Origin of the sequence: Nocardia sp. NBC_01377, assembly GCF_045040005.1 — a bacterium.
In the GTDB taxonomy this organism is placed as follows: Bacteria; Actinomycetota; Actinomycetes; order Mycobacteriales; family Mycobacteriaceae; genus Nocardia; species Nocardia noduli.
The window spans coordinates 6,937,772-6,955,476 of record NZ_CP109566.1 but is presented as its reverse complement, the minus strand read 5'-3'; the positions used below and the strand labels follow the sequence as shown (position 1 = coordinate 6,955,476).

General features: G+C 67.8%; 18 protein-coding genes. 10 read left to right on the top strand and 8 right to left on the bottom strand.

Translation table 11 applies throughout. The features are described from left to right. Nucleotides 1-18: 18 nt before the first annotated feature. Nucleotides 19-531: a nitroreductase family deazaflavin-dependent oxidoreductase gene (locus OG225_RS32095; RefSeq protein ID WP_216917497.1), complete on the bottom strand. Its 513-nt coding sequence runs from the start codon at nucleotides 529-531 to the stop codon at nucleotides 19-21. Between the two features lie 141 nt (nucleotides 532-672). On the opposite strand from OG225_RS32095, the gene pta reads away from it, so the two are divergent. Beyond that, complete coding sequence (pta, locus tag OG225_RS32090; protein WP_405178594.1) at nucleotides 673-2,745, top strand: phosphate acetyltransferase; 2,073 nt, start codon at nucleotides 673-675, stop codon at nucleotides 2,743-2,745. 94 nt (nucleotides 2,746-2,839) lie between these two features. Beyond that, on the top strand, nucleotides 2,840-4,084 hold the full coding sequence (locus tag OG225_RS32085) for an acetate kinase (RefSeq protein WP_405183438.1): 1,245 nt from the start codon (nucleotides 2,840-2,842) through the stop codon (nucleotides 4,082-4,084). A 26-nt stretch (nucleotides 4,085-4,110) separates the two neighbouring features. Here OG225_RS32085 and OG225_RS32080 read toward each other — a convergent pair whose 3' ends face one another. From OG225_RS32080 to thiO, 3 genes are read right to left on the bottom strand one after another with little or no spacing between them, the layout of a single operon-like run. Beyond that, nucleotides 4,111-4,881: a thiazole synthase gene (locus OG225_RS32080; RefSeq protein ID WP_405178593.1), complete on the bottom strand. Its 771-nt coding sequence runs from the start codon at nucleotides 4,879-4,881 to the stop codon at nucleotides 4,111-4,113. Continuing rightward, on the bottom strand, nucleotides 4,874-5,092 hold the full coding sequence (gene thiS / locus OG225_RS32075) for a sulfur carrier protein ThiS (protein ID WP_109529031.1): 219 nt from the start codon (nucleotides 5,090-5,092) through the stop codon (nucleotides 4,874-4,876). The genes OG225_RS32080 and thiS overlap by 8 nt, the downstream gene beginning before the upstream one ends. Continuing rightward, a complete protein-coding gene (gene thiO, locus OG225_RS32070) occupies nucleotides 5,089-6,186 on the bottom strand; it encodes a glycine oxidase ThiO (protein ID WP_405183437.1) in 1,098 nt (365 codons plus the stop codon). Before thiO ends, thiS begins: the two co-directional genes overlap by 4 nt. Before the next feature lie 62 nt (nucleotides 6,187-6,248). On the opposite strand from thiO, the gene thiE reads away from it, so the two are divergent. Beyond that, the gene (thiE, locus tag OG225_RS32065) at nucleotides 6,249-6,947 is read left to right on the top strand and encodes a thiamine phosphate synthase (protein ID WP_405178592.1); all 699 of its coding nucleotides are present in this window, start codon (nucleotides 6,249-6,251) and stop codon (nucleotides 6,945-6,947) included. An 80-nt stretch (nucleotides 6,948-7,027) separates the two neighbouring features. Here thiE and OG225_RS32060 read toward each other — a convergent pair whose 3' ends face one another. Further along, on the bottom strand, nucleotides 7,028-7,729 hold the full coding sequence (locus OG225_RS32060) for an NUDIX domain-containing protein (protein WP_405178591.1): 702 nt from the start codon (nucleotides 7,727-7,729) through the stop codon (nucleotides 7,028-7,030). A 138-nt stretch (nucleotides 7,730-7,867) separates the two neighbouring features. On the opposite strand from OG225_RS32060, the gene OG225_RS32055 reads away from it, so the two are divergent. From OG225_RS32055 to OG225_RS32045, 3 genes are read left to right on the top strand one after another with little or no spacing between them, the layout of a single operon-like run. Next, nucleotides 7,868-9,247 carry a hypothetical protein gene (locus OG225_RS32055; protein ID WP_405178590.1) on the top strand — a complete coding sequence of 460 codons (1,380 nt, stop codon included), beginning with the start codon at nucleotides 7,868-7,870 and terminating at the stop codon, nucleotides 9,245-9,247. Then, nucleotides 9,244-10,209: a glutamate ABC transporter substrate-binding protein gene (locus tag OG225_RS32050; RefSeq protein ID WP_405178589.1), complete on the top strand. Its 966-nt coding sequence runs from the start codon at nucleotides 9,244-9,246 to the stop codon at nucleotides 10,207-10,209. The genes OG225_RS32055 and OG225_RS32050 overlap by 4 nt, the downstream gene beginning before the upstream one ends. Nucleotides 10,210-10,215: 6 nt before the next feature. Beyond that, the gene (locus OG225_RS32045; RefSeq protein ID WP_405178588.1) at nucleotides 10,216-12,939 is read left to right on the top strand and encodes a tetratricopeptide repeat protein; all 2,724 of its coding nucleotides are present in this window, start codon (nucleotides 10,216-10,218) and stop codon (nucleotides 12,937-12,939) included. Nucleotides 12,940-12,964: 25 nt separating this feature from the next. Here OG225_RS32045 and OG225_RS32040 read toward each other — a convergent pair whose 3' ends face one another. The 3 genes from OG225_RS32040 to OG225_RS32030 all read right to left on the bottom strand — a co-directional run bounded on the left by OG225_RS32040 (nucleotide 12,965) and on the right by OG225_RS32030 (nucleotide 14,813). Further along, a complete protein-coding gene (locus OG225_RS32040; RefSeq protein ID WP_405178587.1) occupies nucleotides 12,965-13,402 on the bottom strand; it encodes a PIN domain nuclease in 438 nt (145 codons plus the stop codon). Beyond that, nucleotides 13,393-13,593 carry a type II toxin-antitoxin system VapB family antitoxin gene (locus OG225_RS32035; RefSeq protein WP_405178586.1) on the bottom strand — a complete coding sequence of 67 codons (201 nt, stop codon included), beginning with the start codon at nucleotides 13,591-13,593 and terminating at the stop codon, nucleotides 13,393-13,395. The genes OG225_RS32040 and OG225_RS32035 overlap by 10 nt, the downstream gene beginning before the upstream one ends. Nucleotides 13,594-13,880: 287 nt before the next feature. After that, on the bottom strand, nucleotides 13,881-14,813 hold the full coding sequence (locus tag OG225_RS32030; RefSeq protein WP_405178585.1) for a helix-turn-helix domain-containing protein: 933 nt from the start codon (nucleotides 14,811-14,813) through the stop codon (nucleotides 13,881-13,883). Between the two features lie 82 nt (nucleotides 14,814-14,895). Here OG225_RS32030 and OG225_RS32025 point away from each other — a divergent pair, with 82 nt between their 5' ends. From OG225_RS32025 to OG225_RS32010, 4 genes are all read left to right on the top strand, one after another. Continuing rightward, nucleotides 14,896-15,303 carry a hypothetical protein gene (locus tag OG225_RS32025; protein WP_405178584.1) on the top strand — a complete coding sequence of 136 codons (408 nt, stop codon included), beginning with the start codon at nucleotides 14,896-14,898 and terminating at the stop codon, nucleotides 15,301-15,303. After that, a complete protein-coding gene (locus tag OG225_RS32020; protein ID WP_405178583.1) occupies nucleotides 15,300-15,476 on the top strand; it encodes a hypothetical protein in 177 nt (58 codons plus the stop codon). The genes OG225_RS32025 and OG225_RS32020 overlap by 4 nt, the downstream gene beginning before the upstream one ends. A gap of 267 nt (nucleotides 15,477-15,743) precedes the next feature. Continuing rightward, nucleotides 15,744-16,688: an ATP-binding cassette domain-containing protein gene (locus OG225_RS32015; RefSeq protein WP_405178582.1), complete on the top strand. Its 945-nt coding sequence runs from the start codon at nucleotides 15,744-15,746 to the stop codon at nucleotides 16,686-16,688. Next, nucleotides 16,688-17,503: an ABC transporter permease gene (locus OG225_RS32010; protein ID WP_405178581.1), complete on the top strand. Its 816-nt coding sequence runs from the start codon at nucleotides 16,688-16,690 to the stop codon at nucleotides 17,501-17,503. The genes OG225_RS32015 and OG225_RS32010 overlap by 1 nt, the downstream gene beginning before the upstream one ends. The last annotated feature ends 202 nt before the right edge of the window (nucleotides 17,504-17,705 follow it).

Genomic DNA, 17,705 nt, shown 5'->3' with positions numbered 1-17,705 from the left:
CGACGGGCTCGATCCGGATCAGTCGCGGGTCAGGGCGAAGATGCGCAGGTCGCGGTCGGTGCGATCGCGATAGGCGGAATAGGCGCCGGTGATCTCCACGAATCGGGCGAAGATCGCGTCCTTGTCGGCCTCGGGAACGGCGGTGGCCTCGACGCGAATGCGTTCGCCCGCGATGGCGACGATGGCGGTCGGGTTCACCAGCAGATTGGCCGACCAGGCCGGGTGTCGTTGCTGTCCGAAGTTGCTGCCGATGACGTACAGGGTGTCGCCGTCGTGCACGTACAGCAGCGGCTGGGTGCGCGGCTGCCCGGATTTGCGGCCGATGGTGGTGAGCAGGATGACGGGTGCGCCGATCGGACCGAGCACGGTGTATCTGGCATCGGTGCGCTCGAGCAGGGCACGGTCCAGCGGAGTGAGCTGCCTGATGAACCAGGAACCGGGTTTCGTCGCCGCGAACCTGTTGGCCGCGCGGGCCACGACGTTCGTACTCGACCCCCACTGTCGGTCGGGGAATTGCTGCGCCGTACCCATACCGGGACTATAGGCCGCGACGGCACGTAGGTCCGCCGGTTATAGCGGATCACCATCATCGCCTCGGTCGGTACGTGATTCTCCGGATAGTTGCCGAGTTCCGGCGGCCACCGGAGGTTACCGCTCATTAAGCTCGGCGATATGGCCGACTCACCTCCGTCAACCGTGTTCATCGCCTCGCCGGAAGGCGACACCGGCAAATCGACGGTCGCGCTCGGCGTACTCCAGATGCTGTGCGCCAGCACCGCCAGGGTCGGCGTGTTCCGGCCCATCACCCGGTCGACCGACGAGCCCGATTATATTCTGGAGCTGCTGCTCGAACACAGCACGGCCGATATCGACTACGCGCAGGCCGTCGGCGTCACCTACGAACAGGTGCACGCCGATCCCGATGCCGCGATCAGTGAGATCGTGATGCGGTTCCACGAGGTCGCGCGGGTCTGCGACGCGGTGGTCGTGATCGGTAGCGATTACACCGATGTCGCCAGCCCGAGCGAATTGCGGTTCAACGCCAGGATCGCGGTGAATCTCGGCGCGCCGGTGCTGCTGGTGGTGCGCGGTTCCGATCGCACCCCCGAGGACGTGCGTCACCTCGTCGACCTGTGCGTCTCCGAACTCGACCAGGAACACGCGCAATTGGTCGCGATCATCGCCAACCGCTGCGAACCCGGTGAACTCACCGAGATCTGTTCGGCCCTGGGAAGTTTCGAGGTGCCGTCGTGGGCGTTACCCGAGGTCCCGCTGCTCATCGCGCCGACCATGGCCGAACTGTGCACGGCCGTCGACGGCGAGATGTACAGCGGCGACCCGGAACTGCTACACCGCGAAGCGCTGAAGATCATGGTGGGCGGCATGACGGCCGAACACATCCTGGAACGGCTGACCGACGGCGTCGTGGTGATCGCGCCCGGTGACCGTTCCGATGTCCTGCTCGCCGTCGTCAACGCGCACGAGGCGGCCGGATTCCCGTCGCTGTCGGGCATCATCATGAACGGCGGCATGCTGCCGCATCCGGCGGTCGCGCGGCTGATGGAGGGCCTCAAACCCCGACTACCCATTCTCCGAACGGAATTGGGCACCTACGACACCGCGAGCGCCGCCTATCGCACGCGCGGCCGCATGTCGGTAGGCAATCCGCGCAAGGTCAATACCGCGCTCGCGCTGATGGAACAGCACGTGGACGCGTTGCAACTGCTGCGCCGCATCGCGGTGCCGCGCACGAATATCGTCACCCCGCAGATGTTCGAATACCAGCTGATCGAGCGGGCGCGCGCCGACCGCAAACGCATCGTGCTGCCCGAAGGCGACGACGATCGCGTGCTGCGCGCGGCGGGCCGGGTACTGCAACGCAAGATCGCCGACCTGGTGATCCTCGGCGAGGAGTCCGGTGTGCGGGCCAGGGCCGCCGAACTCGGCGTCGACATCTCCGACGCCGAGGTGCTCAGCCCCCGGAACTCCGGCTATCTGGACGAATTCGCCGCCGAATACACCGAATTGCGCAAGCACAAGGGCATGACCATCGAGCGCGCCCGCGAAATCGTGGTCGACATCTCGTATTTCGGCACCATGATGGTGCACAAGGGCATCGCCGACGGCATGGTCTCCGGCGCCGCGCACACCACCGCGCACACCATCCGTCCGTCCTTCGAGATCATCAAAACCGTTCCCGGTGTCTCCACGGTGTCCAGCGTCTTCCTGATGTGTCTGGCCGATCGGGTACTCGCCTACGGTGACTGCGCCGTCGTCCCCGATCCGAGTTCGGAACAACTCGCCGATATCGCGATCTCCTCGGCGCACACCGCCGCGCGTTTCGGCATCGACCCGCGTATTGCCATGCTGTCGTATTCGACCGGTGAATCCGGTAGCGGCGCCGACGTCGACAAGGTCAGGGTGGCGACCAAGCTGGTGCGCGAACGTGCCTCGGAACTGTTGGTGGAGGGGCCGATCCAGTACGACGCGGCGATCGAACCGACGGTCGCCACCACCAAACTCCCCGACTCCGCGGTCGCCGGACGCGCGACGGTGTTCATCTTCCCGGACCTCAATACCGGCAACAACACCTACAAAGCCGTGCAGCGCAGCGCGGGCGCGATCGCCATCGGTCCGGTGTTGCAGGGACTGAACAAGCCGGTCAACGACCTGTCGCGGGGTGCGTTGGTCGCCGATATCGTCAATACGGTGGCGATCACCGCGATCCAGGCGCAGGGCGAGTGAGCGGTGGGCGGGTAGGTCGATGGGCGGACAGGGACCGAGTCGGTGATGGCGCGGCCCGTGGCAGCCTGGTGATCAGCGGTACGAGGAAGGCATGATGAGCGAACGCGCGGACGATCTGGTGCTGGTGATCAATTCCGGCTCCTCGTCCATCAAATACCAACTGCTCGACCCGGAATCGGGCGAGGTCGCGGCATCCGGGCTGGTGGAGCGGATCGGTGAGGAGCGCGGCTCGATCGAGCAACGGGCCGACGGCAGGCGCATCGAACACGAGGGCCCGATCCCCGACCACAAGGCGGGATTGCGCCTGGTCTTCGAGATGTTCGCCGACACCGGCCACGATTTGGCCGCCGCCGGGGTGCGCGCGGTCGGCCACCGGGTGGTGCACGGCGGTGAGATCTTCTACGAGCCGACGCTGATCACCGATGACGTGGTGGCGTCGATCTCCGAATTATCCACTCTCGCACCGCTGCACAATCCGGCCAACGTCACCGGAATCGAGAGCACGCGCGACCTGCTGCCCGGTGTGCCGCAGGTCGCCGTCTTCGACACCGCGTTCTTCCACGGACTGCCCGAAGCCGCGAAAACCTACGCGATCGACGCGAAAGTAGCGGCGGCACACGGCATCCGCAAGTACGGGTTTCACGGAACCTCGCACGAATACGTGGCTGGACAGGTCGCGGAATTCCTGGATCGAGCGCCGGAGCAGACGAATCAGATCATCTTCCACCTCGGCAACGGGGCCTCCGCCTCGGCCGTCCGAGGCGGAGATCCGGCCGACACCACCATGGGGCTCACCCCGTTGGAAGGGCTGGTGATGGGCACCCGCGGCGGCGATCTCGATCCCGGAATCCTGCTGCACCTGATGCGCTCGGCCGGTCTCGACGTCGACGCCATAGATCAACTGCTCAACCGGAATTCCGGTATCAAGGGTCTGTCCGGCGTCAACGATTTCCGCGAATTGCAGCGACTCATCGACGCGGGCGACGAATCCGCCCGCCTCGCCTACGACGTCTACATCCACCGGCTGCGCCGCTACCTCGGCGCGTACCTGGTGGAATTGGGCCGCGTCGACGCCATCACCTTCACCGCGGGCGTCGGAGAGAACAGCCCGGCTGTCCGCGCCGACGCGCTGGCGGGATTGGAGAATTTCGGCATCACCGTCGACCCGGCCCGCAACACCGCGAAAGAGCGTGGTGCCAGGTATATCTCACCCGCGGGCGCGAAGGTCCCGGTCCTGGTCGTGCCGACCAACGAGGAGTTGGCCATCGCCCGTGCCGCGAGCCGGGTGGTCTCCGAACGCGGCGGGCGATCGAATTCCGTCGAGAACGGGGGCCGCTGACCGGCTGTTTCTCGCGCTCGCCGAGTTCACAGCGCCGGTGAGGATGCCTGCGCCCAGAAGCGTTTGGGGATCCGTCCCGCGTGGCGGGCCAGGTAACCCGCTCGGACCGCCGACGCCATGGCCGCGGCCATCATCGCGGGCTCTTTGGCCCGGGTGACGGCGGTGGCGAGCAGGACGGCGGAGCAGCCGAGTTCCATGGCGAGGGCGGCGTCGCTGGCGGTGCCGATCCCCGCGTCGAGGATGACGGGCACGCCCGCGGCGGCGACGATCATCTCGATATTGTGCGGATTGCCGATGCCGAGGCCGGTGCCGATGGGGGAGCCGAGCGGCATGACCGCGACGCAACCCGCGTCTTCGAGGCGGCGGGCGAGGACCGGATCGTCGGTGGTGTAGGGCAGGACCTTGAACTCGTCGTCGACGAGTTGTTCGGCGGCGTCGAGCAATTCGACGGGATCGGGCAGCAGGGTGCGCTCGTCGGCGATCACCTCGAGTTTGACCCATTCGGTGTCGAGCGCTTCGCGTGCCAGGCGCGCGGTCAGCACCGCCTCCGCCGCGGTGCGACAGCCCGCGGTATTGGGCAGCGGCATGATGTCGAGCCGTTTGAGCAGGTCGAGCACACCCGTGCCGCCCGCCGCGTCGACCCGACGCATGGCGACGGTGGTCAGTTCGGTGCCGGAGGCGAGCAGCGCCTCCTCCAGCACGCTCAGCGATTCAGCGCCGCCGGTGCCCATGATGAGCCGGGAATCGAAATCCCGGTCGGCGATCCGCAGGGGCGGTAGCCGGAGGGATTCAGCCACCCTGCACCGCCGTCAGCACCTCGATGGTCCAGCCGCGCCCGACCGGTTCGTCCCAACGAGACTTGGGGAAGACCACTCCGTCGACCGCGAGTGCCACGCCTTTGCTCGGCAGGTTCAGTCGCGTCAGCAGTTCGCGGACACTGAGTGGTTCGCCGAATTCGTGATCCTCACCGTTCACGGTGACACCTATCGGGATTGATGTCGCGGTCATGGAACTCCTCCTACCGATGCGACGGGTGGCGTGGTCGCCGTGGTGAAACGTCCTGGGTCGGCCGCGAGCGCCTCGGTGACCGGTGCGCCTTCGAGCCAACCGAGGGTGGCGTCGACGGTGAGCGGGACCGCGAGCATGCCGTTGCGGCCGTGGCCGGTCGCGGCGACGATCCGGTCGGTGAGCCTGCCGATCAGCGGCAGATTGTCCGGGGTGCCCGGACGCGAGCCCGCGATGGCCTCGGCCAGTTCGTATTCGCCGATGCCTGGCACGACGGCTTCGGCGTCGGCGATGAGATCGCGCACACCGGCCACGGTGACGGTCGTGTCGAAACCCGCTTCGTACTGTGTCGCCCCGACGACGATGCCGTCGCCGCGCGGCACCAGATAGACCGACCTGCCGTGCACCCGCGCCCGGATGACACGGGTCGGCGCGGGCGCGGTTCCCGGCCGATGACGCAGGCGCAGGATCTCGCCCTTGACCGGACGCACCGGTAGTTCGGGCCGCAGTCGCGCCGATCGCGCGCCCGCGGCGAGCACGATCTGGTCGAAGGGCAGGTCGTCGAGGTCGTCGACGGTCTCGGCGCGCGTGTGGACCCCGGCGTCCGCGCACGCGCGGCGCAGGCCGTCGAGCAGTCGCCTGTTGTCGATGGCGGGTTCGGCGGGGGCGAGCAGTCCGGCGCGCACGGTGCGGGCGAGCGCGGGTTCGGCGGCGCGGACCTGCCGACGGTCGAGTACGCGCATATCGTGACCGTGCCCGCCGACCCATTCGGCGACGGTGCGCAGATCGGCGACGTCGGCGGTGTCGAGTGCGACGGTCAGCGTCTCGTCGGCCACGAAAACCCGTACCCCGGTCGCGGTCTCCAGACGCGCGGCGAAATCCGGCCAGCGGATAAGGGACGCGGCCCCGAACGCCAGCACCCGATCCTCGCCGGGCCAGCCCTCCGACAGCGGGGCGAGCATCCCACCGGCCACCCAGGAGGCTCCGGAACCGACGGCGGGATCGAACAGGGTGACCGACCAGCCCGACTCGGCCGCGCGCCACGCGATGGCGAGACCGATGGCGCCACCACCGACTACGGCCAGCGTCCGCACTATTCCCACCTGCCTTCTGACCTCCGTGTTCGCATCCCCACGGTAGCGCGGCTACGGTCGAGGGCGTGCAACCCTCCCACCCCAACCGACCCTTGCCGCCGAGGGAACGTCTGGCGTCCGCGCGGCTCTATCTCTGCACGGACGCGCGGCGGGACCGGGGTGATCTGGCCAAGTTCGCCGAAGCGGCGTTCGCGGGCGGCGTCGACATCATCCAGTTGCGCGACAAGGGTTCGCCCGGTGAGGCGAAATTCGGGCCGCTGGAGGCCAAGGCCGAACTCGGCGCGCTGGCGGAATTGAAATCGGCCGCGCGCAGGCACGGCGGACTGGTCGCGGTGAACGATCGCGCCGATATCGCGCTGGCCGCGGGCGCGGACGTACTGCATCTCGGTCAGGGGGATCTGCCGCCCTACTACGCCCGCCGCATCGTGGGGCCGGATGTGGTGATCGGGCGCTCGACCCACAACAGGAACCAGGCCGGACTGGCCGCCATCGACGACCACATCGACTACTTCTGCACAGGGCCGGTCTGGGCGACGCCCACCAAGCCCGGCCGTCAGCCCGCGAGTCTCGACCTGATCCGCTCCACGGCCGACGCGCATCCGACCCGGCCCTGGTTCGCCATCGGCGGGATCGACGCCGGACGACTGCCCGAACTACTGGAAGCGGGCGCGGACCGGATCGTGGTCGTGCGGGCCATCACCGAGGCACGTGATCCGGAGGCCGCGGCCCGTGAACTGAAGATCGCGCTGCTGGAGAACGCCTGAATCCCTCGGTGTCCCCGTTCGATGTCGCCGGAGGCAGAGGCACCGCCGTGTCGACGCGGACACGGCCGACACGGCGTCGCTCAGGACAGCACTTGTTCGCGTGTCAGCGACAGCGCAGATCCCGCACTCTCGGACGAATCGGGCGCCGCACCGCCGATCACGGACACCTCGGCAGCAACCCCGTCCACGATCTCGGCGTGGGCGCCGGGTCCGTCCGGATCCGAATGCAGCCAGACGAAGCCCTGTTCGGCCAGATCCACGACGCGCGGGAGGGCGCTCGCGAGGGTGACGGCGTCCGCGTAACCGTCCAGGCATACGCGGGCGGGCGCGGCACGCAGCGTGGGCCAGGCGGTCGCGAAACCGGGGTGCAGCGGCCGGTCGGCGACCTCGTCCTCCGGCACCCAGGCCAACGCCGTGCTCTCCCGGTTGAGGCTGGTGGACAGGGTTGTCGTGGTGTCGGCGACGACCGTGGTGTAGATCCAGCCGCCCGGCGCCATCGCCGTCACGCGCTCGCCGCGCACCCTGACCACATCCGGCTCGATGCCCGCCTCTTCCCATGCCTCGCGGACGGCGGCCTTCATCGGCGTCTCGTGACTGTCGAGCGCGCCGCCGGGCAGTGCCCAGGTGCCGCCCTGATGGCTCCACGGGGCGCGGTGCTGGAGCAGTACCGCCACACCGCCGCCGTCGAGCGGGGCCCGCAGCAACAATCCGGCAGCGCCGTATCGGCCCCAGTACCGTTTGCCGTCCGGGTCCCGCGACCATCCGTCACCGTCACCACGCATCGCTATCCATCCTCATCCAGCCGCTGCCGTGTTCCACCGCACTGCCTACCCGGGGGTGTCTCACACGCCGCGGCACCGGTAGAACAACAATAAACTGCGACGCAGGCGTCCACATGGGGCGCGGACCCGGAGGTGCACATGGCTCGGACCGAGCAACCGGCGGCCTCGCGGCCACCGTCGGTCGGTGCCGAACCGGCGCGCAAGCACTTCGGTGGGCCGCAGGCGGTGGCGCTGCGCCGACAGCTGGACACCGTCGACCTACGATCCTTCGCGCGGTCCTCACCCGCTCGCCTGATTGCCCTGGGATTGCTCCTGATCGGATTGTGCCTCGCCGCGGGGGTCCTCACGGCGGGGGCGGTCGGTGAGCGCCAGCAGTCGCTCGCGGTGCTGCTCGACGACACCGAACCCGACGCCCATTCCGCCCATCGCCTCTACACGACCCTGTCGATCGCCGACGCCGCCGCGAGCACGGCCTTCATCGCGGGCGGGGTCGAGCCGGAAGTGGTGCGCGACAGGTACTCACAGGCCGTCGGCGAGGCCGCCGCGGAACTGATCACCCAGTCCGGCCACGCCGCGGGCGCGATCTCCGACACCTCCGCCGACGTCCGGCTGCGGACCGGAATCGCGACCGGCCTGCCCGTCTACACCGGCCTCATCGAGACCGCCCGCACCAACAACCGCATCGGAAACCCGGTCGGCGCGGCATATCTGAGCGAAGCGTCCAATCAGATGCAGACGACGCTGCTGCCGATGGCCGAGGAACTCCACGACCATCGCTCCGACGCGGTCGACGCCGCCCAGCGTCATCACGTGCGCCCGCCGTGGACGGCGATCGTGTTCCTCGTCCTCGCCTCGGGCGTATTGGTATGGGCGCAGGTCGATGTGGCTACGCGGTGGCATCGGACGTTCAACGCCGGACTGCTGCTCTCCTCCGGGGCGATGCTGATCCTGTTGGCGTGGACCGTGATCGCCGGTTCGGTCTCGGCGGCGGCGATGATCCACGGCCGAGACGACGGCGCGGTGCCCTCCTCCCGGCTGGCCGAGAGTCGCATCCTGACCCAGCAGGCCCGTTCGGCCGAAACCCTGAAATTGGTGCGCCGCGACGCGACCGGCGACTACGACCGCGTCTACGACATCGGCACGGCCCGGCTGGAGGAACTCCTCGTCGGATATCCGGGTGACGCGCCCGCCGCCGACGACGTACGCGACGCCCGCGCCGCACTCGATCGCTGGCGCGCGGCCCATCAGCGCATGAACGAGACGTTGGCACGCGGTGATTTCCAGGGTGCGGCCGCGGTCGCGACCGGTCCCGGCGCCGCCGACGCCGCCGCGCAGGTCGCCGCACTCGATCGCGCACTCGACGACGGAATCACCGAGACGAGGAATACGTTGCGCGCCAACATCTCCCGTGCCACCGGAATTCTGGGTTTCCTCGCGCCCGGCGCGCAGGTGCTCGGCATAGCCGCCGCGGGCTACGTGCTGATCGGCCTGTGGCCGCGACTGCGGGAGTACCGGTGAAGCGGGTGCGCGGCCTGCTGGCCGCCCTCGCCGTGGCCGCGCTGGTGAGCGGCTGCGCGGGCAACGCGCCCGACTCGCCCGGCCGCTCCGGCGACTACACCGAACCCCCGCTGCCCGCCGACGCCGTTCCGGTGCTGACGGATATGCCGCTGCCGCCCACGCCCGATATCCCGTGCACCGACCCGACCGCGAGTCTGCGTCCCAACGGTTCGGAGCGCGGCGCGACCCTGGACGCCATTCGCGCCCGCGGTCGCCTCGTCGTCGGATTGGACGCGGGCAGTAACCTTTTCAGCTTCCGCGATCCGCTCACCGGCGCCATCGTCGGCTTCGACGCCGATATCGCGCGCGAGGTCGCCCGCGACCTGCTCGGCAGCCCGGATCTGATCGAGTACCGCAGTCTCGGATCGGCCGAACGCGAAGGCGCCCTCCAGAACCACAGCGTGGATATCGTCGCCAAGACCATGACCATCACCTGCGAGCGGCGTCAGCGCGTGGAATTCTCCACCGTGTACCTGAAGGCCGGTCAGCGGGTGCTCGCGATGAAGAATTCCGGAATCGGCGGCCTCGCCGACCTCGCGGGCAAACGGGTGTGCGTCGTGCGCGGCACCACCTCGCTCGACCGGATCCGCCGCGAACAGCCCGCCGCCACCATCCTCACCGTGCCGACCTGGGCCGACTGCCTGGTCGTCCTCCAGCAGCGCCAGGTCGACGCGGTCAGCACCGACGACGCGATCCTGGCGGGCCTCGCCGCCCAGGACCCCTACACCGAACTGGTCGGCGCGAGTTTCAGCGCAGAACCCTACGGCATCGGAATTCCCAAGGGCGCCGACGATCTGGTGCGTTTCGTGAACGGCACACTGGAACGGATCCGCAACGACGGCACCTGGGATCGGCTCTACCGGCGCTGGCTCTCGGTCCTCGGCGACGTCCCCGGCCCACCCGCCCCCGCGTATCAGGACTGAACGGTGATGAGCGAACAGCGACCCGACCTGCCTGACCCCGGCGAGAGCCGCGACGAGTCCGAACACGCCGTCCCGACCATCCGCTGGTCCGACGTCGTCGCCGGACACATGGATTCGACTCCGGAGCCGGAAACCGCCGCCGAGCAGGAATTCCCGGATCCGGCGGAAGCGACGCAACCGCTCTACCTCGGATTCTGGGCCGAGCCGGGTGATCCGAACGCCACCGTGGCGGTCCAGAGGTCGGCTGCGGAACCGGCCGGTGCGGAGGAGCGGGGCACCGTGGCGTTCTCCGATGTCGCCGGGCAGGGCACCGTGTCCTCGGACGATCGTCGGCGGGGCACCGTGGCGTCCGGTGCCACCGGGTTCGGATCTGTGGCTTCCGGGGAGGAACAGCAGCACACGGTCGCCGCGGCCCGAGAGCCGGAAGCCGCGTCATCGAATGACCCCGCACAGCCCACCGTCGCGGTCTTCGGGGCCGCTGTCGCACCGCAGGGTCGGGAGGGATCGGCGGAGACCGACCCGGGTGCCGTCCCTCCGTCCGTTCCCACCGAGGGGGTCCCCACCGCCGATTCCGGTGCGGCCCTGCGTACCTCGGGCCGCAGCGTCCGCACCGCCAGATCGCGCCCGACGGTCCGCAGGCTCGGTGCGGGCCTGGTGACGATTCCCGCCGTCGCACCCGCCGACCCCTTGACCGCGGTCCTCGCCGATCCCGTGGTCGCGGAGGGCAAACGTTTCTGCTGGCGTTGCGGCAATCCGGTGGGACGGACTACCGCCGCCCATCCCGCAAGTACCGTCGGCATCTGCGAGAACTGCCAGGCCCCTTATGATTTCCGTCCTTCGCTGCGGCCGGGCGATATGGTGTCGGGACAGTACGAGATCCAGGGCTGTATCGCCCACGGCGGTCTCGGCTGGATCTATCTGGCGATCGACCACAATGTGAGCGACCGCTGGGTCGTCCTCAAAGGCTTGTTGCACGCGGGGGACGCCGAGGCGCAGGCCGTCGCGGTCGCCGAACGTCAGTTTCTCGCCGAGGTGGCCCATCCCAGCATCGTCAAGATCCACAATTTCGTCGAACACGCGACACCGGACGGCACGCCCGTCGGGTTCATCGTCATGGAATACGTCGGCGGACGCTCGCTGCGGACGATCCTCGACACCTATCGCAAACCGGATCGGATGCCGGTGGCCGAGGCCATCGCCTACGTGCTGGAAATCCTTCCCGCGCTGGAATATCTGCATTCCATCGGCCTCACCTACAACGATCTCAAGCCCGATAACGTGATGGTGACCGAGGATCAGGTGAAACTGATCGACCTGGGCGCGGTCGCGACCATCGAGGCCTACGGAAATCTGTACGGCACCAAAGGTTTCCAGGCTCCCGAGATCGGGAAGACCGGCCCGACGGTCGCCTCCGATATCTACACGGTCGGACGAATGCTCGCCGTGCTCAGCCTGAACATGCCGATGGAGCACGGCCGCTACGCCGACCGTATTCCCGACCCGTCCGGGCATCCGGCCCTGCTGCGCTACGAGTTCTTCCACCGATTGCTGTTGACCGCGACCGATCCGGACCCCGGTCGCCGCTTCTCCTCCGCCCGGGCCATGGCCGCGCAGTTGGCGGGCGTGCTGCGCGAAGTCCTCGCGATGGACACCGGCGCCGAACATCCACAGTTGTCCACAGTCTTCAGTCCACAGCGTGGAAGTTTCGGCACCGACGAACTCATCGCCCAGACCGACGCCTACGCCGACGGCCTCGGCCGCAGCGCGCTGATGAACGCGAGCGATATCGTCGCCGCGCTGCCCGTTCCGCTGCTCGACCCGTCCGACCCGTCCGCCCTGTTGCTCGCCGCCGCGGTGCAGCCCGATCCGAGGCAGGCGCTGTCCGCCCTGGACGAAGTCCGCGAGCGCGCCGCCGCTGATCCCGACAACGCCCCCGAGACACTGGATCTGGAATTGTCACTGGCCGAGGCGAAGGCGCGGCTGGAACTGGGCGACACCGCAGAGGCCCGATACCTGCTGCGCGGACTGACCGAAACCGATTGGCGCATCGACTGGTACGTCGGCCAGGCCGAGTTGCGAGAACAGAACTACGAACACGCCTTCGCGGCCTTCGACGAGGTGCTGCGCGTGCTCCCCGGTGAGATAGCCCCCAAACTCGCGCTCGCGGCCACCGCTGAACTGGTTCTGCAACAATGGGATTCGGAAGATCCGGAACAGTGGCGCGCCTACGCCGAGAAGTTCTACGACACCGTATGGCGTACCGACCGCGCCGTGGTGAGCGCCGCCTTCGGTCTGGCCCGCCAACTCGCGGGCAACGCCGACGTTCCCGAGGCGGTCGCGGCACTCGACGAGGTCCCCGCCTCCTCCCGCCACTACACCTCTGCCCGCCTGACCGCGGTCTGGCTGATGTTGACCGCGGGCCCGATCGCCGATCTCGACGAATCCACCCTGCGTATCGCAGCCGCCCGCGTCGAATCCCTGCCCGCCGGAGAACACCGCGCGACCCAACTCGAAGTTCTGGTCCTCGGCGCCGCCCTGGCCTGGCTGGAAGCGGGCAACATCCCGAAATCCGATACCCCCGGCCTCTTCGGCGCCCCCTTCACCGAACGCGACCTGCGCGAGGGCACCGAATCCGGCCTGCGCGCCCTCGCCCGCGGCGCCCCCGCCCGCGCCCACCGCTACGCCCTCGTCGACCTCGCCAACAGCATCCGAGCCCAATCCTGGTTCTGAACAAGGTTTGGGCTGAACCTCAGGGTCAGGGGGTGCTCGGTGTGCCGCTGGATGCGAGTCTGCGATGTGATTGCCCGGTCACGCGTGCGATCCGTTCGTAGTCGCTGTCGACATGAAGCACCGTGGCGCCGTGGACCTCTGCCGTCGCCGCGATGATCAGATCCGGTATAGGCAGTCGGTGTGCTCCACCGCGTGCCAGAATTTCCTGTACTGAGAGAGCTCGGTCCATGACCTGCTCATCGACGGGGAGCCAGACCAAGGATCTCTGGCCGACCATCTTGGCCACATAGTCGGAGTGCGACCGTGCGGAGTATCCGACTTCCAGCGCGGTCAGATGGCACGCAGCGACCAGAGCGCCCGGCGCTCTGGTCGTTTCATTGAAATCGGCAGCGGTCACCGGATCACGCAGCACCCATTCCAGTGCCGACTTGTCAGCCAGCATGAACAGCGTTCTCAGTGCCACGCCCCCTTCATCCCCTCCGACGACAAGTCGGTGTCGCTCTCGCGAAGCTGTTCCAGCATCTTCGTCACCGCTCGTCGATTGGCCACCTCGCGCAGGGCGGCGTTGATGGTCGCCACCTTCGTCGCGGTACCCAATTCCTCGGCAGCCAAGGCGAGGGCCTCGTCATCGACGTCTATCAGTGTGCGAGACATCTATCCACCTCCTAGCGATATACAAAAATCTTCTTTGATGATATCCGATTCGGGTGGACCGGGCGAGAGCCACGCTCCGATCTCCTGGAGCGATCATCGCGGGCTACGGAATCGAGCTCGCCGCGGTGCTCGCTTCCGCCGGCGTCGCTCACGTTTCGGACCTCGGTACTGGCAACCCCGGGCACGGCTTACCTCGTGGCGACCGGCGGCGCTGGCGTCATCGCCTTCGAGCGCCCGCTCACCACCGAGACCATCCCCGACCGCGAGCATCGCGAGGGGGCGGGGCCTCACACCGATGGGGTCATGTCCGGGTCGACACGGCGCAGCGCGGATGCGAGCCACTCGGTTTCGAGGTGTTCTGTAGGCATGGCCGCAAGTCCGTGCGTGGCCTCCGCGACAGCTTCGTTCGGCCGACCGAGCAGAGACAGCACCCCGCCGCGCTGCACGGCACCGAATCCTTTGCTCCACCAGTACATCGACGCTGGCGACTCGAGCCCGTCCGCTGATTCCGCTGCGGCATCGGCCAGCGCGAGTGCGCGCTCGGCGTCCTGCTTCTCTCCGTGCGCGGCCAGCAACTCGGCGCGTCGCATCGCCCCGTACGCGGTGACGATCGGGTGTGCGTCGCGCACGGCCAGCGCGGCGTCCGACAGAGCGAGCACTCCGGCATAATCGCCCTCGCTCACCGTGACGTAGCCGAGGAACCCGAGACTGTGCGCCAGGCGGTCAGGGTCACGGGCCTCCTGCGCCAGGCTCACCGCGGTTCCGAGAGTTCGTCGAGCGGCTACGTCGGCACCGATCGCGTGCTCGAGCCAACCGCGGTACTGCGTGACCTCCGAGGCAATGGACGCCGCCGTAGGCCGCGCCGCTATCCGCGCCTCTTTGGCGAATGCTTCGGTCATGGCGGACATACCGCGGGCGGCCTGTAGGACGGCTACGGCCCCCGCTGCGTCCTCGATTCGACGGGTAGCCGCGAGCATCACGGCGACGTCGGATAGCGCGGTCACGTCGACGCTGGCGGGTGTGCGTGCGACCACTGTCAACCGTTCGAGGTCTGCGCCGAGCACCCGCTCATAGGCCGCGGTCACCCCTGCGGGCGCCGGGCGATGGCCGGTCTCGATCAGCGATAGGTACGCCTTGCTGTAGAAGGTCCGTTCGGCCATCGCGCGCAGCGAGATTCCTGCCGCCTCACGGGCGGCGCGGAGCAAGGCACCCGGTCCCATATGGGCAGCCTAGCGCTGGTTCGTGAACGGCTGTGAACGCTTGTGGACGCGAATTTGTCTCGCCCGCTGTCCGATTCGATGAATGCTCGAGTTGGCCGCTGCCGAGCCGAATTCCCGGTCGGCACTGAGCCGCCCGGCCGGACGCATGTCCTCGTCGGCGGGTGCCTACCAACGGCAGGGGATGAAGGGCAGGGGAATGGACGCGCTCGGATGGATAGCCCCGTGCTCACCGACGCCGGAATGGGATGCGGCACAAGTGCGCCGATTGGCGCGCAAGCTCGGCTACCCGCTGCGCTGGGCTGACCCCGAGTCCGTGCTGGGTCTGGTCGAACAGGTCGAGTCGTCCGGCCTCGAAGTAGTGCTGTTGTCCTCCTCGGCTCATGTGGACGTCGTGACGCTGGACCGGTTGATGTCGTACGCCGATGTCGAATGCGCCGCGCCGCGGGCATCGTTCGGGCGCTGGTCGCCGGTCGGCGGGGCTCGCCGGTGAGTTGGGTGGACGTCGGACTCGCGGCCGTGATCGGCCTGCCCGTCGCGGTCATCGTCGCCATGATCTTCTGGCCGTCGCAGTACGACGACCCGCCCTCGGCCGACGACCCACAACCGACCGAACCCCTACCGCGGCCACCCGCGCGACGGCGAGAACCGAGGCGCTACTACTGAGACGCCAGAAGGCCCGTAACCGAAGTGGTTACGGGCCTTCTCGTCGTCGCGGGCGGGACTCGCTCACAGCCGAGCGTGTAACAAAATGTCACAATTCCGTTCGTACACAGCTGTTCACAGGTGTGTGCAGAAGTGCAAAGCCGCAGTTCATGGACACTCTTGTACGGGTATGCACCCCCCTGGATACCTATTTATCATCCCTGAGGATGACCCAAGAGAACACCTTCTGGTGACGCTCGGGCGGGTGTGATGCGCAATGCTGGGGGCATGATCGAGCTGAGGGGCCTGACCAAGCATTACGGGCAGACCGTCGCGGTTCAGGATCTCTCCTTCACCGTCCGTCCTGGACAGGTGACGGGGTTTCTGGGACCGAACGGCGCCGGTAAATCGACGACCATGCGGATGATCCTCGGGCTGGACAAGCCCACCTCGGGGGTCGCGCTCATCAATGGCAAGGCGTATCGGGAGCTGGACCACCCGTTGAACGAGGTCGGTGCGCTACTGGACGCGAAATGGGTGCATCCGAATCGCTCGGCGCGCGCGCATCTACAGTGGCTGGCGGCGTCGAACGGGATCGCGAAATCCCGGGTCGAGGAAGTGCTGCGGCTGGTCGGCCTTTCGGAGGTGGCGGGGAAGAGCGCTGGCGGATTCTCGCTCGGCATGTCGCAGCGGCTCGGTTTGGCCGGCGCGCTGCTGGGTGATCCGAAGGTGCTGCTGTTCGACGAGCCGGTGAACGGCCTCGATCCGGAGGGGATCCTGTGGATCCGCCGGTTCATGCAGCGCCTGGCCGCCGAGGGGCGCACGGTACTGGTGTCGAGCCACCTGCTCTCGGAGATGGCGCAGACCGCCGCACATCTGGTCGTCATCGGGCGCGGTCAGTTGATGGCCGACACCACGACCAAGGAATTCATCGAGCGGTCGTCGGAAATGGCCGTGCGCGTGCGTAGTCCGCAACTCGACCAATTGCGCAGCCTGCTGACCTCGAACGGGATGACCGTCAAGGAGGACGGCCAGGGCCAGGAAGGTCCCGCGCTGATCGTGGCGAATGTCAGCAGCGACGACGTGGGCAAACTGGCGGGGGCGAACGACATCACGCTGTTCGAACTGTCGCCGCAGCGGGCCTCGCTGGAGGAGGCGTTCATGCGGATGACCGGCGGTGCGGTGCAGTACCACGGTGAGGGTGTCGACCAGGTGATGGGAGGTGCGCTCTGATGGGCGTATTGGCGGCGGAGCGGATCAAACTCACCTCGACGCGGTCGCCGTGGTGGTGCTCGGCGCTGTTCGTGGTCGCGACGCTCGGGATCGCGGTGCTTTTCAGTCTGGTGCTGAAACTCGGTGTCGAGCAGTTCAATCAGGATATCGCCGAGGGTAAACAGCCCGCGACGACCAATCCGTATCCGGACAACGCGATCGCGGGACTCGGCATCACCGGTGTCGCCGACGGATTCCCCGGATTCGGGTACATCCTGGTGATGATTCTCGCGGCACTGGCTGTGACCAGCGAGTACCGTTTCGGCACCATCAAGGCCACCTTCCTCGCGTTGCCCAACCGGGCGTCGGTGCTGTTCGCCAAAGCGGGACTGATCGGTGTGGTCGCGGCATTGCTTTCCGCGGTTCTCACCTTCGTCAGCTTCTTCATCTTCAAGGCGCTGATCGGCAACGACGCGGGCCGTTTCCTCAGTCTGTCCGACGGTGACAACAAGGTGTTCTACGCGGTCCCGATCTTCGTGGTGCTCGTGGTCTTCCTGTCGGTGGGGGTAGGAGCGCTGATCCGGCAGTCGGCGGGCGCGCTGTCGCTGTTGATCGTGTGGCCCGTGCTGGTGGAGCCGATCGTCGGCGCGTTCGGCGAGACCGGCCGGAATATCAAAGTGTTCCTTCCTTTTCAGAACGCGGGACGTTTCATCGGTACCGCCGACAACACCCTGCCCTGGCACTGGGGACCGTTGGGTGGCCTGCTCTATTTCGCGGCCGTCGTCGCGCTGATCTTCGGCGCGGCCGTCTACTTCGTGAATCAGCGCGACGCCTGATTCCTGGAACTACCCGAGTCGCACTCCCTCGCCACTCGGGTGCCGGGGTCCGGACCTTGTCGGGAGGTCTCTGGACTCCGATCGCAGCGCCCACCACTGCCCGGTGGTCGATGCGCGACCGGCCCGGTGCGAACTCTCCTTCGCACCGGGCCGGTCTTTTTCGCTTCGTACGGTCGTCGGCGCGTGAATTCCGTGATAACCG